The following is an 18,429-nucleotide window of genomic DNA, read 5'->3' as shown; positions in this document are numbered from 1 at the left end:
CCAAATATAATAAGACAAGGGAGTGTCTCTAGCCTTAATGGCCAGAGAGCACTCCCTTGTGCGTCTTGCGATAAACCTATTCTACAGATACAGCCGAAGAATCTGTGGCATCCGCCAGCATTTGGCGAAGTACAGTTTGTAGAATACCACCATTGCGATAGTAATCAATATCAACCGTACTGTCGAGGCGTGCTGTGACAGGGAAATCGAACTGAGTACCGTCTTCACGGGTGGCGGTAACAGTTAGATCTTGGCTTGGCGTCACCTCGTTATCGAGACCGGTAATGTTGAAGGTCTCGCGTCCGGTCAGTCCCAAGCTGCTCCAGCCGTGGCCTTCCTGGAATTGCAGTGGAAGCACACCCATACCAACCAGATTGCTGCGGTGAATCCGCTCAAAGCTCTCAGCGATAACAGCTTTAACACCCAACAGAAGCGTGCCCTTGGCAGCCCAGTCACGTGAGCTTCCTGTGCCGTATTCTTTACCGGCGATAACGATGAGATTCTGTCCAGCGTCCTGATACAGCATGGAAGCGTCATAGATGGACATGACTTCATCGCTTGGCAGGAAGGTTGTAACTCCGCCTTCTGTACCTGGAGCTACTGCGTTACGAATCCGAATATTAGCGAATGTACCACGCATCATGACTTCATGATTTCCGCGGCGTGAGCCGTAGGAGTTGAAGTCTGCACGTTCTACACCATGATCGCGTAAATATTCGCCGGCAGGACCAGAGGTAGAGATATTACCTGCAGGTGAGATATGGTCGGTCGTTACTGAATCAGCAAGCAACGCCAGAACGCGTGCATCCTTGATATCCTTGATGTCTCCCAGACCGTCTGCCAGATGTTCAAAGAATGGCGGATTCTGAATATACGTGGAATTATCATCCCACTCATACAGCTCGCCTTGTGGAACAGGGATAGAATTCCAACGTTCATTAGCAGTGAATACATTCTCGTATTTACGACGGAACATCTCCGGACTAAGGGAGAGACCGATAGCTTCACGAATTTCAGCAGTAGTTGGCCAAATATCCTTCAGGAATACTGGCTCACCTTGTGGATCAAATCCAAGCGGTTCAGTCTGCAAATCGATATTTACAGTGCCAGCTAGTGCGTACGCAACTACGAGCGGCGGTGAAGCCAAGTAGTTGGCTTTGACCTGAGCATGTACGCGGCCTTCAAAGTTACGGTTACCGGAGATTACAGCAGCTACGGTCATATCGTTATCAGTGATGGCTTGGCTAACCTCTTCAGGCAATGGACCGGAGTTACCGATACAAGTAGCACAGCCATATCCCGCCAAGTAGAAGCCCAGTGCTTCAAGTGGCTTCAGCAAGTCTGCTTTTTCCAAATATTCAGTAACTACCAATGATCCTGGAGTCAAGCTGCTCTTAACGTATGCTGGTTTGGTCAGACCACGTTCCACAGCTTTTTTCGCCAAAAGACCTGCACCAAGCATAACGCTAGGGTTAGAAGTATTCGTACAGCTTGTAATCGCTGCGATCACGACCGCGCCTGTGCTCAGCTTGCTTTTGGTGCCATTTTTATGTTCTATTTCTACAACTTGGGCGATTTTCTCATCGCTGAGACCGTAACCGCCTTTGTCTACAGGTGTACGGATAATACCTTCGAAATTTTCTTTCATATGCGTAAGTTCGATCCGGTCTTGCGGACGTTTTGGTCCAGCCAAGCTTGGAACGACAGAAGCTAGGTCAAGTTCAATTACATCGCTGAACTCAGGATCTGGCGTATTCGAAGTGCGGAACATGCCTTGTGCTTTGTAATAAGATTCAACGAGCTCTACCAGATCATCTGGACGACCTGTGCTGCGAAGATAAGCAAGGGTCTCTTCATCTACAGGGAAGAAACCGATCGTTGCTCCGTATTCTGGCGCCATGTTAGCAACCGTTGCCCGGTCAGCAAGACTGATGTTAGCAAGACCAGGACCGTAGAATTCGACGAATTTGCCGACTACGCCTTTTTTACGCAACATTTCAGTCACTGTCAGTGCCAAGTCTGTTGCTGTAGCCCCTTCGATAAGGCTGCCTGTAAGCTTGAAGCCCACTACATCTGGTGTAACAAAATAGAGCGGTTGTCCGAGCATACCTGCTTCAGCTTCAATACCGCCTACACCCCAGCCTACAACACCAAGTCCATTGATCATCGTAGTGTGGGAGTCCGTTCCAACAAGGGAATCTGGATAAACGACAGTTTCACCATCGATAGTTTTAGTAGTGGCTACGGAAGCCAAATACTCCAAATTCACCTGATGCACGATACCGGTAGCTGGAGGAACTGCACGGAAATTATTGAAAGCGGTCTGTGCCCAGCGAAGGAAACGGTAGCGTTCCTCGTTGCGCTCGAACTCCACGTTCATATTGTATTCCAAAGCGTCTGCCGTACCGAAAGCATCTACCATAACAGAGTGGTCAATTACAAGGTCAACGGGAACGAGCGGGTTGATCTGTTTAGGATCTCCTCCGGCTTTCTTTACAGTATCACGCATAGCTGCCAGATCTACGACTACCGGAACACCGGTAAAGTCCTGAAGTACGATACGAGCAGGGATAAACGGAATTTCTTTATTGCGATCAATGTCGCCTGACCAATCAGCCAATTGTTTCACATGTTCTTCTGTAATCGCCCGTCCGTCAAATTGACGAACAGCCGCCTCAAGTAATACTTTGATCGAGAAAGGAAGGGAAGAGATAGAGCCCAGTCCTTGTTCCTCAAGGGAGTTAAGATCATAATAGCGATAAGATTTGCCACCTGATTTCAGGGTGCGGGCCAACGAGAAATGATCCTTGCTTGGCATATGTGCGCCTCCTTGTTTCATCTATTGAAACTCAATTTCACATTGCATGTTATTTAATTATAACGGTTACAAAGAGGGGAGTAAAGTTTTTTTTCCTATATATAAAGCCCGAATATCGCATCTCTGAAACCATTTAGAGTTACCTCTAAAACGTAAGCTATAAGCAAAGCATATGCCCTACCATGTAAATTGAAGCGATCTGTATAGCGGCCTGTTTCCTTTCATATACATAGAGCAGTAGTTAAAAGGGAATGAAGGGGTGCGAGTATAATGGAACAACAGTGGAAGCAGAGTCTATATGTATATGTAGATCAAGTGAATAAGGCCAGGGTGGAACCTAAGTCCTCATCGCAAACAGTGTCAGTATCCGTTAAAGATCCACGTTTTCTGGTGGAGCAAGGGGAACGTTCACGCCGTATCGCTGAATGGTATACCGCTCGTGGGATCACTCCGCTGCGTGGGGAAACAGGTGTAAAGACTTTACGGACCGTCCGGCAGACTCCGACTGAGGTGGTAGCAGAGGTTACGCTGCATAGTGCACTCTATTATGAAAAAGGAGGCGTTAACCACCGTGAGGATAGGGTTGAGCTGGAGCGGTTGACCTTTGTGCGGGACAGAGGGGGCTGGGAAATCGCTGCTATAGAACGAACTATTCCCGAAAGGAATACAGTTCATAGAGCTGAGGCGGAGTTATCAGGCAGGTTGTCCAAATGGGGGGAAGCTTTGCCTGCTCCGCTGCCATCACAGCCCCTTCTAAACCGGAATATTCTTGGTGAGATCTCGGGCTCAAGAGAGGTTCATTACAACCGTGAAGAAGCGGTGGCTTATGCCGATCGTTGGTGGAAAGACGGGAATCCGGAGTTCGAAACATTTGAGGTAGATTGTACGAATTATGTCTCCCAATGCCTCTTTGCAGGGGGCGCGCCTATCAACTATACTGGTAAAAGAGAAACGGGTTGGTGGTACAAAGGCTACCAAGGAAAACAAGAATGGTGGAGTTATAGCTGGGCTGTATCAGACAGTCTGCAGCGCTATTTGAGCGTTAGCCGGAGCAGTGGCTTGCGTGCGGAAGTCATGGAGCGGCCGGAGCAATTGATGCTGGGCGATATCATTCAATATGACTGGGATGGTAACGGGCAATATCAGCACAGCACGATCGTCACAGCCTTTGATGCTGGTGGCATGCCGCTTGTGAATGCACGTACAGTTAGCAGTCGTCATCGCTTCTGGGACTATCGTGATTCCTACGCATGGACGGATCAAACGAAATACCGTTTTTTTCATATTAACGACTATTTATAAGACAGAAAGAGGTTATAAAGGTATGGGGAACGCAAAACTAACCGTAGGGCTGGTGTACGGGGGCAAATCCGGAGAACATGAGGTATCTTTACAGACGGCTTTTGCCGTGATGAACTCATTTGATTACGATAAATATGAGATTATCCCGTTTTATATTTCAAAACAGGGCTTGTGGAAAGTTGGAGAGACGTTATCGGCACCTTATAGTGAGGTAGAGCAGCTCAAGCTTTCAGATGCAACAGAAGATATGGGTACAGCCCTGAATGTAGTATTTAGTGGACTATCCGGTGCGGATAAAGCGGTGGACGTCATGTTCCCACTATTGCACGGCACGTATGGCGAGGACGGAACAATTCAAGGGTTGTTCGAAATGGCGAATATTCCTTACATTGGGGCTGGCGTTCTTGCCTCTTCGGCAGGGATGGATAAGGTTGTTATGAAGAAGCTATTCGCTGATGCAGGTCTGGATCAATGTGAATATTGTTATTTTAACATCAGCGCTTGGAAAAGAAAAAGCCATGAGTTGATTGTGGGTGTAGAGGATAAACTGGGATATCCAGTATTTGTAAAGCCTGCTAATCTGGGCTCAAGTGTAGGTATTTCTAAGGCTTCTGATAAGGAAAGTCTTGTAAAAGCTATAGATTTCGCCTTCCGTTATGACACAAAAGTCATTATTGAGGAATTCGTGGATGCTCGTGAGGTAGAGGTAGGTGTGCTCGGAAATGATGAGCCAGAGGCCTCTGTTCCGGGTGAAATCGTTTCTTCTGGAGAATATTATGACTACGCAGCTAAATATACGGACGGTAAATCGCAAATGATGATTCCTGCGCCAGTAGATTCTGAAGTTGCTGATCGTCTGCGGGAGTCCGCGATAACCGCTTTTAGAGCGATTGAGGGTAGCGGGATTACCCGGGCGGACTTCTTCCTGCGGAGATCGGATGGTAAAATTCTAATTAACGAAGTGAATACGATGCCTGGCTTCACTCCGTACAGCATGTATCCGCTATTGTGGCGTGAGACAGGTGTATCCTATAGAGCTCTGTTAGACCGTATGATTGAGTTAGCCTTAGAGCGCTATAATTTCAAACAAGGTCTTAAGTATGACAACGAGTAATTGAAGCTACTAGCGGGTTCATCCCGACTGGAAAGGGGCGACGAAATATGGGTTTTCAAACTGAATTTAATTCCGTCTGTAAGTTCAAGAATGAACAAGAGCTGTACGAGCTGCTGGAGTATGGGCGTACCAAAATGGTGAAGCAGGGCTTTCGCGTGTATCCGACGGGTCAGAAGGTGATTGCCTACACACCTGAGAATGTAGCTGTAGCGATCGTCAAAATCTCAGCCTCGATCGCAGAGATTAATTTTCAGGGGCATGAGGTTACAGCGGTCGAAATGGAACTCGTGCGTAAATTGAATGAAGAAGAATCAAAAGTGCAAACTGCACTAGCAGATGAAATGTTTTTTGGAGCGCAGGGATGATTGTCCGTTTTGGATATGTAGCGATGTCCACCGTTATCAAAGACTGCTCACCATCCAAGACTATGACGATGGCCTCCTTCAAGAAGCTGGATGACCGTGAAGCGGCACTTCGGCGTTTGGAGAACCTCGCTCGGATGAATCTGCACAATACGCTGCGACTAATGAAGCATAATGTGGGTTCGGACATCTTCGTGTACCGTCTCACTTCCAAGTTGATTCCTCTGGCGACGCATCCTGATTTACAGGATTGGAATCCGTTTGCTGCGCTCGCTGAGGAATTCGCGGAAGTGGGGCAATATGTGAAAAAGCATGGGATGCGGGTGTCTTTTCATCCAGATCACTTTACAGTGCTTAGTACACCCCGTCCTGAGGTGCTAGTAAGTTCCATCCGGGATTTGCAGCACCACACGGACATGCTGAATGCCATGGGACTTCCTGCCATGGCGAAGAACAATATTCATATTGGCGGAGCCTATGGGGACAAGCCGGTGGCAGCCAAGCGGTTTGAGAAGCATTTCCGCGAGCTACCAGCAGCGCTGCAGGCACGTATTACGCTGGAGAATGATGATAAGACCTTCACAGCCCCGGAGACACTGGCAGTCTGCCAGAACGTAGGCCTGCCGATGGTGCTGGATATTCACCATCAATGGGTGAATAATGAAGGAGAGCTCCCTTGGGAGCTGTGGCCTGATATTCAGCAGACATGGCGGAGCGGGCTTACACAGAAGGATGTTCCATCTGGAGAGCTTTTCCCGCCTAAGATTCATGTATCTAGTCCGCGCAGTCCGTCTGATCCACGCAGCCATGCAGATGGTGTGGAGCCTGCGCCATTAGTAGCTTTTTTAAAGCGGATAGCTGCAGATACCCCTGCTATTGATGTTATGATTGAGGCAAAACTAAAAGATGGTGCGTTATTTGGATTGATGGAAGCAATGAAGGAGCTGGCTGATGCCGGTAACGGAATTTCTGTATTAAATGGGGCAAGTGTGAATATCGAACCTTAAACAATGAAAATAAGGCGATAGGTCCCGAATACGGGCCCTATCATGACTTGATATGTAACTTGAAATAGGGTACGTTGAATGAAACTTTATTACGATTAACATTCAAGGTAACATAGAGATGGGTATCCCTTATGGCGGAACTTTGAGAACGTTTTGGCGTATTGAACGGTATTGTGAATAGGATTGCTTTAAATTTCATGCCAATGGCGATTATGTTCAAGGAAGCGGAGTGAAGATATGAGTCCTTTAAAACCAGAGGGTAAGAAAGAACGTGAACCCTATGTAGTAACAAGCAAGGGACATACGGCGGTAGCCATTAATGCTGCTGCCAAAGCAGGAGAATGGATAAAAAGCAGACAGGGCCTGGTGAAGGAACTTAATACAAAGACATCGGCACAGGATCTGGTCACGGAAGTAGATAAAGGCGTTGAACAGATGATTCGCAGGTTGATCCTGACACATTATCCAGATCATGCGATCCTCGGTGAGGAAGGCGTTTCCCCGGGAGCAGCAGCAGCAACCGCTGCATTGGAAGAAGCTCGTGAGCATGAATATCTGTGGATTGTAGATCCTGTAGATGGTACGACTAATTTTGTACACGGATTTCCTTTTTACTGTGTCTCCATTGCTTTAGTGATTCGTGGAGAATTAACGGTGGGGGTAATTTACGATCCGATTCGTGATGAAATGTTCGTTGCTGAAAAAGGTAAGGGAGCCTACATGCATGGTGTTCCTACCGCAGTCTCTACGGAGGACGTTTTTGGAGACAGCTTGATTGCAATGGGCTTTCCGCCGGACCGTGAATTTGCGCAACCTGTAAATATGGCAGGACTGCAGAGCATTCTTCCGCAGATTCGTGGTATTCGCGCAGGAGGTTCAGCTGCTCTACACTTGGCTTATGTGGCAGCAGGTCGGGTAGATGGATACTGGGAAGTAGGCTTAAGCCCTTGGGATTGTGCAGCAGGAGTACTGCTAGTGCTTGAATCAGGGGGCAGAATTACGGATACGCTTGGGCGTCCATACGATATTGGCACTCGTCATATAGTAGCAAGTAATGGTCATATTCACGAATATTTGGTTTCGTCACTGAAGAATGCTGAAGCAACAGGATATAAGCTTTAGGGAGGACGATGCATCATGAGCGAGAAGGATGATCTGGAACGCAAGCTAAGTGAAATGTTGGTTGATGGTGAGATGGAACAGGGTGACCGTATAGCTAAAGAAATCCGTGAGATCTCTCCGAAGTATGAAATTCGTATCCAGACCACAATGGATCCTATTGTGGAGGAGACGCTGCGGTATCGTAAGATTGGACATGAACTAGACGATCGTTATGATAAATATCTGGAACGTGCCGGGAAACATTTAAATTCACAAGATTCAAATAAAGAATAAGACATTCGTTTCTAGCTGTGATAATAATTGTGATGTTCAGAGCGGTTTCCCGAATATGGGAGGCCGCTCTTTTGCGTTGCTATCAGGGATGGTAGAATGAGAATTAGAACATTTTGGGAGGGATACGATGCTAAGCAAGTGGAGAAGAATTTTAGCAGCTAGCACAAGCAGTATGCTTTTGTTATCTGTGCTGATTGGCGTAGGTGCCGGATCGGCAAATGCAGCTGACACGTCTATAACACAAGATGCAAGTCAGGATGTCTTTCGCATCGTAGCTCTTGGCGATTCGATTACTGCCGGATACGAGCCGGGAATGACGGATGTGAATACCAAGCCTTACGGTTATGCGGAGCGACTACTGGAGCAGGGGTGGTATCATGGCCGGAGCGAGCTTACCAATTATGGTATTCTTGGATTGACCACTGCTGGATTACGTAATTACACTGGAGCCATCAAGGACGGCTCAGCGATTACCGCTGAAGGTATTCAGTCAGGTCTTCCAGATCCGCGGATTGACCAATTCGTAAAGTTAACCCCGCAGATCGCATCAGAGCTGAAGGAAGCCGATCTGATTACGATTACAATTGGCGGGAATGATGTAAGCCGTCTTTTCTTACAGGTGAAGGAGCTGACAGATACAGATTTTGAATCTCAGCTGGAGCAGAAGCTAGCGGATTACAATACGAATGTGAAGGCGAGTCTTGAGAATATTCGTGCGATAAATCCTCAAGCAACAATTATATTGGCTGACCAATACCAGCCTGCTCCTAAGATCGCTCTTGGTGCGATGTACACTAAATTGATGACCGCAGCAGCGAAATTTACGGATTCGGCAGATCGTGTGGCTGCAAGTATGAATCAAGAGGGAGCAAAGGTAGTAGTAGCTCATGTAGCGGCAAAGTTTGCCGGCTCAGAGGGATCACTCACACATATTATCGGGGCAGGACAAGCGGATTTTCACCCTACGCAGCTCGGATACGAGACCATTGCAAAAGTATTTGCTGAATTACAATGGGGGGAATACCGCATTCCCACTGTAGCGGCGATGGCTACGGATACTTTACCGATGTCGATTGTTGTAAAGGGTGTAGAGTTAAATACGCCGAATAAGCCCATCCTTAAGAATGGTCAGAACTTCTTGGCGCTTAAAGATATTCTAAATGCCGTAGGCGCTAACGGAAAGTGGGATAATAAGACCTCCAGTGCGACTATTGAATACGGTGGCCGGACTGTTGTAATCACGATCGGTAGCAAATTTATTAAGGTGAATGGACAGAATGTAGCCATTGATACCCCTGCTTTTCTGCAAAAGGTAGGCAAAGAAGATAAAACTTATCTTCCCCTTGCCGCATTGGCGACCGGACTTGGATTTGATGTTAATTATAGTAGCAAACTGCGAACGGCTTTCATAAATCCATAAATCTGCATAATATATCATAGGTACTTTAAATTAAGCCCGTAAGGCAAAGGTGGATGGAATATTGTCTAGTTCAAAATTTAGTGCTGAATATATCATCACTATGGATGATATTGTACGGGAAGGTCATCCCGTACTTCGTACCGTAGCTCAACCAGTGGAGCTTCCTCTACAGGAGGAGGATCGTGAGACTCTGCAATGTATGCTTCAGTTTCTGAAGAACAGCCAGGACCCGGAGATTTCCGAAGAATACAATTTACGCTCTGGCGTAGGTCTGTCGGCGAATCAAATCGGACTGTTGAAGCGTATGTTCGTGATGTATTCTACGGACGAGAGAGGGAGGATTGTAGAGCATGCTTGGGTTAACCCTAAGATCATCAGTCACTCACTAACCATGGTGTACTTACCGGAGAGCGAGGGGTGTCTGTCCGTTGATCGACCGGTGCATGGTTTTGTACCTCGTTATGAATCTGTGAAGGTAAAGGGATATGATCTTGAGGGGAAGGAAGTGGTCCTTAAATTTAAGGGCTACCAAGCCATCATTATCCAGCATGAGATTGATCATCTCGATGGGATCATGTTCTACGACCGAATCAACAAGGAAAATCCATTCAAGCTTCCTCAGGGAGTGGAAATCCGTAACTTGTACGAGTGAAAGAAAATCTCTGAATCATAAAGCGTGTGGTCTTGCAGCATAAAGCTGAGGGGTACATGCTTTTTTTTTGCTATCTGCAAGATTGAAAGATTTCGAATATTTTACAAATTAATCCACAGGAGGTACCATATAGCTAATGGGTAGAAAGTAACTTTATTATAAGAAGGAGGTTATTAAATGGGTTGGGGTAGAATGCCAATAAGAGGCGTGGTCAACGAATATAATGATGAGGTTAAGAAGATTGATGAGCAGATTTTGACTCTGATTCAGGAACGTAAAGCTATAACAGGCAAAAAACGGTTCTCCCCCGAAAGTGAGCTCCTTGAGGAATGGTCAACTAGATTCGAGATGGAGACTTCTCAGATTGTACAGTATATACACAGTCTGAATGAGGCTGTGCCCAGACGGAAATATTGGGAAGAGCCTGGTTTACTGCTCGGCGTACTTCCAATTGTGAAGCGGACAGTCCTCGCAGATTGCGAGTATACACTTACACATGCTATGCAGTATGAAACGCTCAGTATAGTTACTGTGGAGATTAAGTATTTAAAAGAAACAGTGGAGCAGGTTTATCTTAAACCGGCTCTAACATTGGAGATTTTGAGCGAGGCAGCCTATGAAATCCAGCAGCATGGAGGACACGGAGGGGGAGCTCATACACAAATGCAGTTCTTGGTCTCGCCACCGCTGCCAGCGGATCTGGATACGGTTCAATTTGCCTTAATACCCGGAGGAGACCAAATGTTTCGACCTGCCATGACAGAGATTATATTGGACAAGCAAATTGACTTCGAATAGTGCCTATGCAAAAAAAACCTACCACCAGAAGCTTGGTGGTAGGTTTTAGTATGTTTAGTGGCTGTAAATAACGTCTTATTTCTCAGCCGCCATAGCGCGGAATGATTCTTCTGCTGCAATCAGCGTAGCGTCGATATCTGCATCGGTATGTGCTGTCGTTAGGAACCAAGCTTCATATTTCGAAGGGGCGAGGTTAATCCCTCGGTTCAACATGTGACGGAAGAAGCTACCGAACAATTCGCCATCTGTATCCTGTGCCTCATCGTAATTCGTAACTGGATGCTTACAGAAATGAGTAGAGAATGAACCACGGATGCGGTTGATCGTCAGTGGAATGCCATGACGGTCAGCGGATTCCTGAAGACCGCCGACAAGGCGGATCGCAAGCCGTTCCATCTCATCATATACGCCTTCTGCGCTCAGCACTTCCAGACAGGCGATCCCTGCGGAAATGGAAGCAGGATTTCCCGCCATTGTTCCCGCTTGGTATGCCGGTCCTAGTGGGGCTACTTGTTCCATCACATGCTTACGTCCGCCGTACGCGCCGATCGGTAGACCGCCACCGATGATTTTGCCGAGTGCTGTAAGGTCAGGAGTAATGTCTTCATGGTTATCCAGTCCTGCATATGTCTGTGTGGAACCATAATGGAAGCGGAAGGCCGTAATGACTTCGTCATAAATAACGAGTGAGCCGTTAGCATGAGCCAGCTTACAGAGCCCTTCGAGGAATCCGGGCTTCGGCATCACCATACCGAAATTACCGACGATCGGTTCAACCATTACAGCGGCGACATCTTCGCCCCATTTTTCTAGTGCCTCTTGCAGGCTTTCCAGATCATTAAACGGAACAGTGATTACTTCCTGTGCAATACTGCTAGGAACGCCGGCACTATCTGGAATGCCAAGCGTAGAAGGCCCGGATCCTGCTGCTACGAGCACTAGATCAGAGTGGCCGTGATAACAGCCAGCGAATTTTACGATTTTACTGCGCTTTGTATAAGCACGAGCGACACGAATGGTAGTCATAACCGCTTCTGTGCCTGAATTGACAAACCGGACTTTATCCATAGACGGAATAGCTTCTTTAAGCATTTTAGCAAGCTTAATTTCGAGCTCTGTTGGGGTTCCGTAAAGAACACCATTCTCAGCTGCAGTGGTAATTGCCTTCGTTATATGTGGGTGAGCATGGCCGGTAATGATCGGTCCATAGGCTTGGAGATAGTCGATATATTCATTGCCATCTACATCCCAGAAGTGAGATCCGCTGGCACGTTTCATAAATACAGGTGCTCCGCCTCCAACGGCTTTAAAAGAGCGGGAAGGGCTATTTACACCTCCAACGATATGTTGAAGGGCTTCGTGATAAAGTTGCTCAGATGTGGAACGATTCATAATGTGATCATCCTTTCGATTGTTGGTGCTCATGGCAACGGGCGAACAACGGTGTTTCCGCTGTCCGCCCGTATTATACCATTGCCTGTAGTGTCTACTTGTGAACGTTGCTTGTCAGATCTTTATTGGGTTCCGCTAGTGTTACTATTTGAAGTAGTCTCTGGTGAACTTGAAGGTGTAGGCGTTGGCTCAGGGCCATTTAAGGTATCCTGAACAAATTCCTTTAATTTTTTCTCACTGCGAATGCCTATAACCTGCGATCCGTCACTTGTAGTTTCCTCTTTGAGCAGATCCATTGGCGGAATTTGCTCACTACCGCCCATGGTACTATCGTACCCAACGGTTGCAAGCTTCCACATATCATTTACTGTCAGATTAGTTTCGATATAAGGCGTAACTTGAGACAGGATATTCGGTAGCTTGATTATGGATGTGGTCTTGATCAGCTTGTCAGCCACAACCTTGAGAAAAGCACGCTGGCGCTCGGTCCGAGTGAAGTCGGAGGTAGCGTCATGTCGAAAACGTACATATTGCAGAGCTTTATTACCGTCGAGATGCTGATATCCTTTTTTAAGATCAATGTCATACTCGGGACCATCTGCAATGGTCTTGTACACCATATCTTTCTCGACTTCATAATCTACACCACCAACGGCATCTACTAGCTTGATGAATCCTTGGAAGTCCGTGTAGACATAATATTGAATCGGGATGCCGAGCAGATCGCTTACAGTCTGCATCGCCGTGTTAGGTCCATAAATGATAGCTGAATTAATACGTTTTTCGCCGTGATCTGGAATCGGAACGTAAGTGTCTCTAAGAATTGAGAATACGCTGATTTTCTTCTTCACGGGATCAAGTGAGGCTACGAGCATTGTATCAGAACGAGGAATTTCTCCCTTCTTGACACCGCGGGCATCTACGCCCATTAGCAGTATATTAACAGGCTCTGTACCTTCCCATTTTGGAGGTTCTGGCGTGTCGACATCAACAGTTTCAGCATTCTTAAATGGTGAATTCTCGGTGTTCGACATGCTGCCAAGCTCAGTGTAGATGGATGTAAAGTAGTAAATGGCTCCACCGATAATAAGGAGGAGTATAATGGCCAGTGTCCAAAGCAGCGGTTTCTTTTTTGACTTACCAGTCTTTGCGTGCCTTTTCTTTCTAGGTGGCATTTCTCGTTCTTCCTTTCGCATTCACATTCTCTACATTATAATTTCTTTTGGGGATACGCGCAATTCATGCTCGATCCTCCAATATCAAGAAGGAGTGGATATAACTTGAACGTAGTAGCTATTGGACAAAAAATACCGAATTTCACTCTTCCGTCTTCCAACGGGCAAGAGGTTAGTTTAAGTGATTACCTGGGCCGAAAGGTCATTTTATATTTTTATCCTAAAAATATGACACCAGCCTGTACGCAGGAGGCCTGCGAATTCCGGGACGCCCATGATCAGATTATTACGCTTGGTGCGGTTGTTCTAGGCATCAGTCCAGATCCTTTGGCTTCGCATATGAGATTTACGGAGAAGAACAGTCTACCCTTTCCACTGTTGTCTGATGAGGATCATAAGGTCAGTGAAATGTTCGGTGTATGGCAGCTTAAGAAGCTCTATGGTAGAGAATTCATGGGCATTGTACGTTCTACTTTTCTGATCGATGAACAGGGGATCTTAGTGGAAGAATGGCGGAAAGTACGAGTGAAAGGTCATGTAGCATCTGCCATAGCAGGGATTTCCAAATCATAAAGTTTGTTAATAACTTTTTGTAAAAGTCTGTTACATTTTTAACAGCTTTCATAAGGTATTGTCATGATATAGTTTCCTCATAATTGCTTCAAATTTGGAGCAAGACGAGGTGGTGTAGTGATAATGCTGCGTATTGGCCTTGATATCGGATCAACTACTGCGAAAGTGGTTGTTATAGAGCGTAACACTATTGTTTATCAGGACTATGTAAGACATTATAGCGATATAAAAAAAGCAGCCCTCTCTCTTCTATCTGATGTACAGAGCAGATTTCCTGAGAGAGGCGCAGCCCTTACTGTAAGCGGTTCCTCAGGCTTATCTTTATCCAAACTGGGAGGCGTACCGTTCGTTCAGGAGGTGATCGCCTGTACAAAGGCGATTGGCGAGCTGATTCCAGAATGCGATACGGCGATTGAACTGGGTGGTGAGGACGCCAAGATCATCTATCTCCGAGGCGGCATTGAGCAGCGTATGAATACGGCTTGCGCGGGAGGAACGGGAGCATTTATTGATCAAATGGCATCGCTGCTACAGGCCGACCCAGCGGGCTTAAACGCATTGGCAGAGAAGCATGAGCGAATCTATCCTATCGCTTCACGCTGCGGTGTATTCGCCAAAAGCGATGTGCAGCCGCTATTAAACGAGGGGGCCCGCCGGGAGGATGTGGCGGCTTCAATCTTTCAGAGTATTGTTAATCAGACGATCAGCGGTCTCGCTTGCGGACGTCCAATTCGCGGACGGGTGGCTTTCCTTGGCGGACCGCTAACCTTCCTGCCAGCCCTGCGTCAGCGTTTTGCGGAGACGCTTGAACTTGCGGAGTCAGATATTCTTTTCCCCGAGCGGTCGCAGTATTTCGTAGCGATTGGATCAGCACTCTCTGAAGCGGATCCTACTATTTTGCCGCTTTCAGGCTGGATCGCGCGAATAGCGGCTGTGGATTTTACAGCGGATCGGGCAGCGGATGCTGAATTACCACCGCTGTTTGAGAACCCCGAAGAGCTTGTTGCGTTCCGTCAGCGCCATGGTAAAGCTTCTGCTGCCAGATCAGATCTGGCTGTGTATCGTGGCCCTTGTTATCTGGGGATCGATGCAGGGTCAACAACAACCAAACTCGTATTGACCGGCTCTGCTGACGAAATTCTACATACCTTTTATGGCAGCAACAAGGGGAATCCCTTGTATTCTGTCAGTGAGGCACTGAAGGAAATGTATCGGGTTCTACCGGAAGGCTGTTATATTGCAGGTTCTTATGTAACAGGTTATGGAGAGGGGTTAATCAAAGCCGCTTTATGGACGGACGGCGGTGAAGTGGAGACGGTTGCTCATTACAAGGCCGCATCTAAGTTCATGCCGGAGGTAGACTTTATTCTGGATATCGGCGGACAGGACATGAAATGCATCAAGATCCGCGGCGGTGCTATCGACAGTCTAATGCTCAATGAAGCCTGTTCGGCAGGCTGCGGCTCTTTTCTGGAGAGCTTTGCTTCTGCGCTCGGATTAGGTATCGAGGAGTTTGCGAAGTCAGCGGTGGAAGCAGTCAAACCTGTTAATTTGGGTTCCCGCTGTACGGTATTCATGAATTCTAAAGTGAAGCAGGTTCAGAAGGAAGGTGCGTCGCTGGCTGATCTTTCGGCAGGTCTTGCCTATTCCGTAATTAAGAATGCCCTGCAAAAAGTAATTAAAATTCGCAACCCTGAGGATTTAGGGCGGAATATTATTGTTCAGGGCGGCACCTTCTATAACGAAGCCGTATTGCGGGCCTTTGAGCGCCTAACGGGGAGAACGGTAGTCAGACCGGATATTGCTGGCGTTATGGGAGCGTACGGTTGTGCACTGATTGCCCGTGAGCAAGCAGGGGCTGACGGAAAAAGTACACTGCTTGGACCGGAGGAAATAGCCAACTTTAAGTACGAGGTATCTTCAGGTCGCTGTGGCCGCTGTGGAAATAACTGTGCGTTAACGATCAGTCGGTTCCCGGACAAGAGCTTCTACGTTACAGGCAATCGCTGTGAGCGTGGTGCAGGAGGCAGGAAAGAGAAGAATGTACTGCCAAATTTGATGCAGTATAAGTATGAACGCTTCTTTGACTATGAAGCATTACCTGAGGCAGGTGCAGCACGGGGCACTGTCGGTATTCCACGTACGATGAATATGTTCGAGAATTACCCGTTCTGGCACACTTTTTTCACCAAACTTGGCTACCGGGTAATTCTCTCTCCTAAATCAAGCAAGAAGCTCTATGAAAGTGGGATGGATACGATTCCTTCAGAATCGATCTGCTATCCTGCAAAGATGGCGCACGGACATGTGCAGAGCTTGATCGGTAAAAGCGTCGATTTTATTTTTTATCCTGCCGTAGTGTATGAGAAGAAGGAAGATGAAGCAGCGGATAATCATTTCAATTGTCCGGTGGTCGCCTCTTACCCTGAGGTCATTCGCAACAATATGGATGGACTAAAGGATAATGGAATCACGCTGGTCAGTCCGTTTCTGACCTTCGACGATAGATCTGCGCTGACTAAGGGACTCGTGAAGACATTTACAGGGATTCCGAGAGAAGAGATTGCGAATGCTGTGCAGGCAGGACTTGCTGAAGCTGACCGCGCCAAAAGTGATGTGCGTACCAAAGGTGAAGAGACGCTTGCGTATCTTGCCAGCACTGGGAACAAGGGAATACTTCTCTGTGGTCACCCTTATCATGCGGATCCTGAAATTAATCACGGCATTGCAGATATGATTACCGGTATGGGACTCGCCGTGCTGACAGAAGATTCTGTCTGCCATCTGGACCGAAGTGAAGGGGATGTGGCGGTAGTTAATCAGTGGACCTATCATGCCCGAATGTACCGCGCAGCCCGCCTTGCCGCAGTCCGAACCGACCTGGAGCTTGTTCAATTGACTTCCTTCGGATGTGGGATTGATGCGATCACCTGTGATGCCGTACAAGACATTATGGAAAGGCATAACAAAGTATATACGCTGATCAAAATCGATGAGATTAGCAACCTTGGCGCTGCGCGCATTCGGCTGCGTTCACTGCTGGCAGCGATGCGCGAACGGGAAAAAGGAAAGGTGCTTCCTCAGAAGCCGCCTAAAATACAGGCTAATGTAGCATTCACGAAGGAAATGAAAGAAACGTACACGATCCTTGCGCCGCAGATGTCGCCCATTCATTTTGAATTGTTTGAACAGGTCTTCCGCGATGCGGGATACCGTCTCAAGATCCTTGAAACCACTGGGCCTGAAGAGACGGAAGAGGGCCTTAGATACGTTAACAATGATGCATGTTATCCCGCTATTGTAACGATAGGGCAGATTCTATCGGCACTGAAGAGTGGGGACTATGATCCGAATCGTACCGCTGTAATCATGTCACAGACGGGCGGTGGCTGCCGGGCGACGAATTATATTTCTTTGCTCCGCAAAGCCCTAAAGGATTCAGACCTCGAACAGATTCCTGTGATTTCGCTGAATGCTTCTGGAATGGAGAACCAGCCAGGCTTCCGAATCAGTCTTAAGCTGGCAAATCGGCTGATCGCTGCGGCTTGCTATGGTGATCTAATGATGCGGTTGCTAAATCATTTTAGGCCGTATGAGGTCGTTCCACAGAGTGCTGAGCGTTTATTCCGTAAGGGGATGGAGCGTTGTAAGGTCAGCCTAGTCAACTTCTCGTTCCGAGAATATAAACGTCTGGTTCGTGAAATTGTAGCTGATTTTTGTAAGCTGCCCGTTACAGGTGCTACTAAACCAAGAGTAGGCATTGTTGGAGAGATCCTGATTAAATTTCACCCGGACGCCAACAACCGTATCATCGAGATGATTGAGGCGGAGGGCGGAGAAGCGGTAATGCCAGACTTCTTAGATTTCATCTTTTATTGCGTGTATAATCCGATCTACAAAGCCGAGCAATTCGGTAAAAGTAAACGGCTAGGATATATTAATCCGATGTTGATCTCCTATCTGGAGATTTATCGCAAGCCGATAAAGGTAGCTCTTGAGGATGCCGGACTGGCTAAAGGACGGGAAAATATTTATGGTCTTGCTGAGAAGGCCAGCCGACTGGTATCCGTAGGAAATCAGATGGGTGAGGGATGGTTCCTGACTGCAGAAATGATGGATCTGCTGGATAATGGTGTGAATAATATTGCTTGTATTCAACCGTTCGCCTGCTTGCCCAATCATATTACCGGGCGTGGGATGATTAAGGGCCTTAAGGAGTTGTATCCAGGTGCGAATATCGTCGCCATTGATTATGATGCTGGAGTTAGTGTAGTTAACCAAGCGAATCGAATCAAGCTGATGATGTCGATTGCTAGCAGTCAGGAAGGGAATGCTGTGTCTGATTTAGAACCATCACTTAAACCGCTGCAGCAGACCCTACTTGAAGGCTCCTACAGTTTGACCTGAGCTTAAAAAGGTAA

Annotated in this window: 14 protein-coding genes; 11 read left to right on the top strand and 3 right to left on the bottom strand. The window is 47.2% G+C overall.

The annotated features are described in order from the left end of the window. Positions 1-76: 76 nt before the first annotated feature. Entirely contained in the window at positions 77-2,818 is a 2,742-nt protein-coding gene (gene acnA, locus NSQ29_RS24410) for an aconitate hydratase AcnA (protein WP_341126317.1), read from the bottom strand. A gap of 270 nt (positions 2,819-3,088) precedes the next feature. Between acnA and NSQ29_RS24405 the strand changes: the two genes are divergently transcribed. The 9 genes from NSQ29_RS24405 (at position 3,089) to NSQ29_RS24365 (ending at position 10,868) form a co-directional block, all read left to right on the top strand. After that, complete coding sequence (locus NSQ29_RS24405) at positions 3,089-4,120, top strand: amidase domain-containing protein (RefSeq protein WP_445739175.1); 1,032 nt, start codon at positions 3,089-3,091, stop codon at positions 4,118-4,120. Positions 4,121-4,142: 22 nt separating this feature from the next. Further along, a complete protein-coding gene (locus NSQ29_RS24400; protein WP_076285873.1) occupies positions 4,143-5,234 on the top strand; it encodes a D-alanine--D-alanine ligase in 1,092 nt (363 codons plus the stop codon). Positions 5,235-5,281: 47 nt separating this feature from the next. Then, positions 5,282-5,599, top strand: coding sequence for a hypothetical protein (locus tag NSQ29_RS24395; RefSeq protein WP_042123954.1), 318 nt, complete (start codon positions 5,282-5,284; stop codon positions 5,597-5,599). Continuing rightward, positions 5,596-6,603 (top strand): UV DNA damage repair endonuclease UvsE, encoded by a 1,008-nt coding sequence (gene uvsE, locus NSQ29_RS24390; RefSeq protein WP_341126316.1) that lies wholly within the window; start codon positions 5,596-5,598, stop codon positions 6,601-6,603. Before NSQ29_RS24395 ends, uvsE begins: the two co-directional genes overlap by 4 nt. A 237-nt stretch (positions 6,604-6,840) precedes the next feature. Continuing rightward, positions 6,841-7,725 (top strand): inositol monophosphatase family protein, encoded by an 885-nt coding sequence (locus NSQ29_RS24385; RefSeq protein ID WP_042184672.1) that lies wholly within the window; start codon positions 6,841-6,843, stop codon positions 7,723-7,725. Between the two features lie 15 nt (positions 7,726-7,740). Next, positions 7,741-7,998, top strand: coding sequence for a hypothetical protein (locus NSQ29_RS24380; RefSeq protein WP_341126315.1), 258 nt, complete (start codon positions 7,741-7,743; stop codon positions 7,996-7,998). A gap of 127 nt (positions 7,999-8,125) precedes the next feature. Then, positions 8,126-9,418, top strand: coding sequence for a stalk domain-containing protein (locus tag NSQ29_RS24375; RefSeq protein ID WP_076300172.1), 1,293 nt, complete (start codon positions 8,126-8,128; stop codon positions 9,416-9,418). Positions 9,419-9,518: 100 nt separating this feature from the next. After that, entirely contained in the window at positions 9,519-10,070 is a 552-nt protein-coding gene (def, locus tag NSQ29_RS24370) for a peptide deformylase (RefSeq protein ID WP_042193240.1), read from the top strand. 177 nt (positions 10,071-10,247) lie between these two features. Then, the gene (locus NSQ29_RS24365) at positions 10,248-10,868 is read left to right on the top strand and encodes a hypothetical protein (RefSeq protein WP_341126314.1); all 621 of its coding nucleotides are present in this window, start codon (positions 10,248-10,250) and stop codon (positions 10,866-10,868) included. A 75-nt stretch (positions 10,869-10,943) separates the two neighbouring features. Here NSQ29_RS24365 and NSQ29_RS24360 read toward each other — a convergent pair whose 3' ends face one another. Beyond that, entirely contained in the window at positions 10,944-12,260 is a 1,317-nt protein-coding gene (locus tag NSQ29_RS24360) for a glutamate-1-semialdehyde 2,1-aminomutase (protein WP_339268602.1), read from the bottom strand. A 122-nt stretch (positions 12,261-12,382) separates the two neighbouring features. Next, positions 12,383-13,435 carry an LCP family protein gene (locus NSQ29_RS24355; protein ID WP_076301084.1) on the bottom strand — a complete coding sequence of 351 codons (1,053 nt, stop codon included), beginning with the start codon at positions 13,433-13,435 and terminating at the stop codon, positions 12,383-12,385. A 105-nt stretch (positions 13,436-13,540) separates the two neighbouring features. Here NSQ29_RS24355 and bcp point away from each other — a divergent pair, with 105 nt between their 5' ends. Further along, entirely contained in the window at positions 13,541-14,008 is a 468-nt protein-coding gene (gene bcp, locus NSQ29_RS24350) for a thioredoxin-dependent thiol peroxidase (RefSeq protein ID WP_445739174.1), read from the top strand. A gap of 123 nt (positions 14,009-14,131) precedes the next feature. Continuing rightward, positions 14,132-18,415 carry an acyl-CoA dehydratase activase-related protein gene (locus tag NSQ29_RS24345; RefSeq protein WP_341126312.1) on the top strand — a complete coding sequence of 1,428 codons (4,284 nt, stop codon included), beginning with the start codon at positions 14,132-14,134 and terminating at the stop codon, positions 18,413-18,415. Positions 18,416-18,429: the final 14 nt, after the last annotated feature.

It is taken from the genome of Paenibacillus sp. FSL F4-0236, from assembly GCF_038000135.1.
Taxonomy (GTDB): domain Bacteria; phylum Bacillota; class Bacilli; order Paenibacillales; family Paenibacillaceae; genus Paenibacillus_AQ.
Note: the sequence above shows the minus strand (reverse complement) of the source record. Positions and strands in the feature narration are given on the sequence as shown.

Bases quoted from the DNA above. Each gene is read 5' to 3' on its own strand.
- acnA (WP_341126317.1), bottom strand. From the start codon at position 2,818: ATGCCAAGCAAGGATCATTTCTCGTTGGCCCGCACCCTGAAATCAGGT.
- NSQ29_RS24405 (WP_445739175.1), top strand. From the start codon at position 3,089: ATGGAACAACAGTGGAAGCAGAGTCTATATGTATATGTAGATCAAGTG.
- NSQ29_RS24400 (WP_076285873.1), top strand. From the start codon at position 4,143: ATGGGGAACGCAAAACTAACCGTAGGGCTGGTGTACGGGGGCAAATCC.
- NSQ29_RS24395 (WP_042123954.1), top strand. From the start codon at position 5,282: ATGGGTTTTCAAACTGAATTTAATTCCGTCTGTAAGTTCAAGAATGAA.
- uvsE (WP_341126316.1), top strand. From the start codon at position 5,596: ATGATTGTCCGTTTTGGATATGTAGCGATGTCCACCGTTATCAAAGAC.
- NSQ29_RS24385 (WP_042184672.1), top strand. From the start codon at position 6,841: ATGAGTCCTTTAAAACCAGAGGGTAAGAAAGAACGTGAACCCTATGTA.
- NSQ29_RS24380 (WP_341126315.1), top strand. From the start codon at position 7,741: ATGAGCGAGAAGGATGATCTGGAACGCAAGCTAAGTGAAATGTTGGTT.
- NSQ29_RS24375 (WP_076300172.1), top strand. From the start codon at position 8,126: ATGCTAAGCAAGTGGAGAAGAATTTTAGCAGCTAGCACAAGCAGTATG.
- def (WP_042193240.1), top strand. From the start codon at position 9,519: ATGGATGATATTGTACGGGAAGGTCATCCCGTACTTCGTACCGTAGCT.
- NSQ29_RS24365 (WP_341126314.1), top strand. From the start codon at position 10,248: ATGGGTTGGGGTAGAATGCCAATAAGAGGCGTGGTCAACGAATATAAT.
- NSQ29_RS24360 (WP_339268602.1), bottom strand. From the start codon at position 12,260: ATGAATCGTTCCACATCTGAGCAACTTTATCACGAAGCCCTTCAACAT.
- NSQ29_RS24355 (WP_076301084.1), bottom strand. From the start codon at position 13,435: ATGCCACCTAGAAAGAAAAGGCACGCAAAGACTGGTAAGTCAAAAAAG.
- NSQ29_RS24345 (WP_341126312.1), top strand. From the start codon at position 14,132: ATGCTGCGTATTGGCCTTGATATCGGATCAACTACTGCGAAAGTGGTT.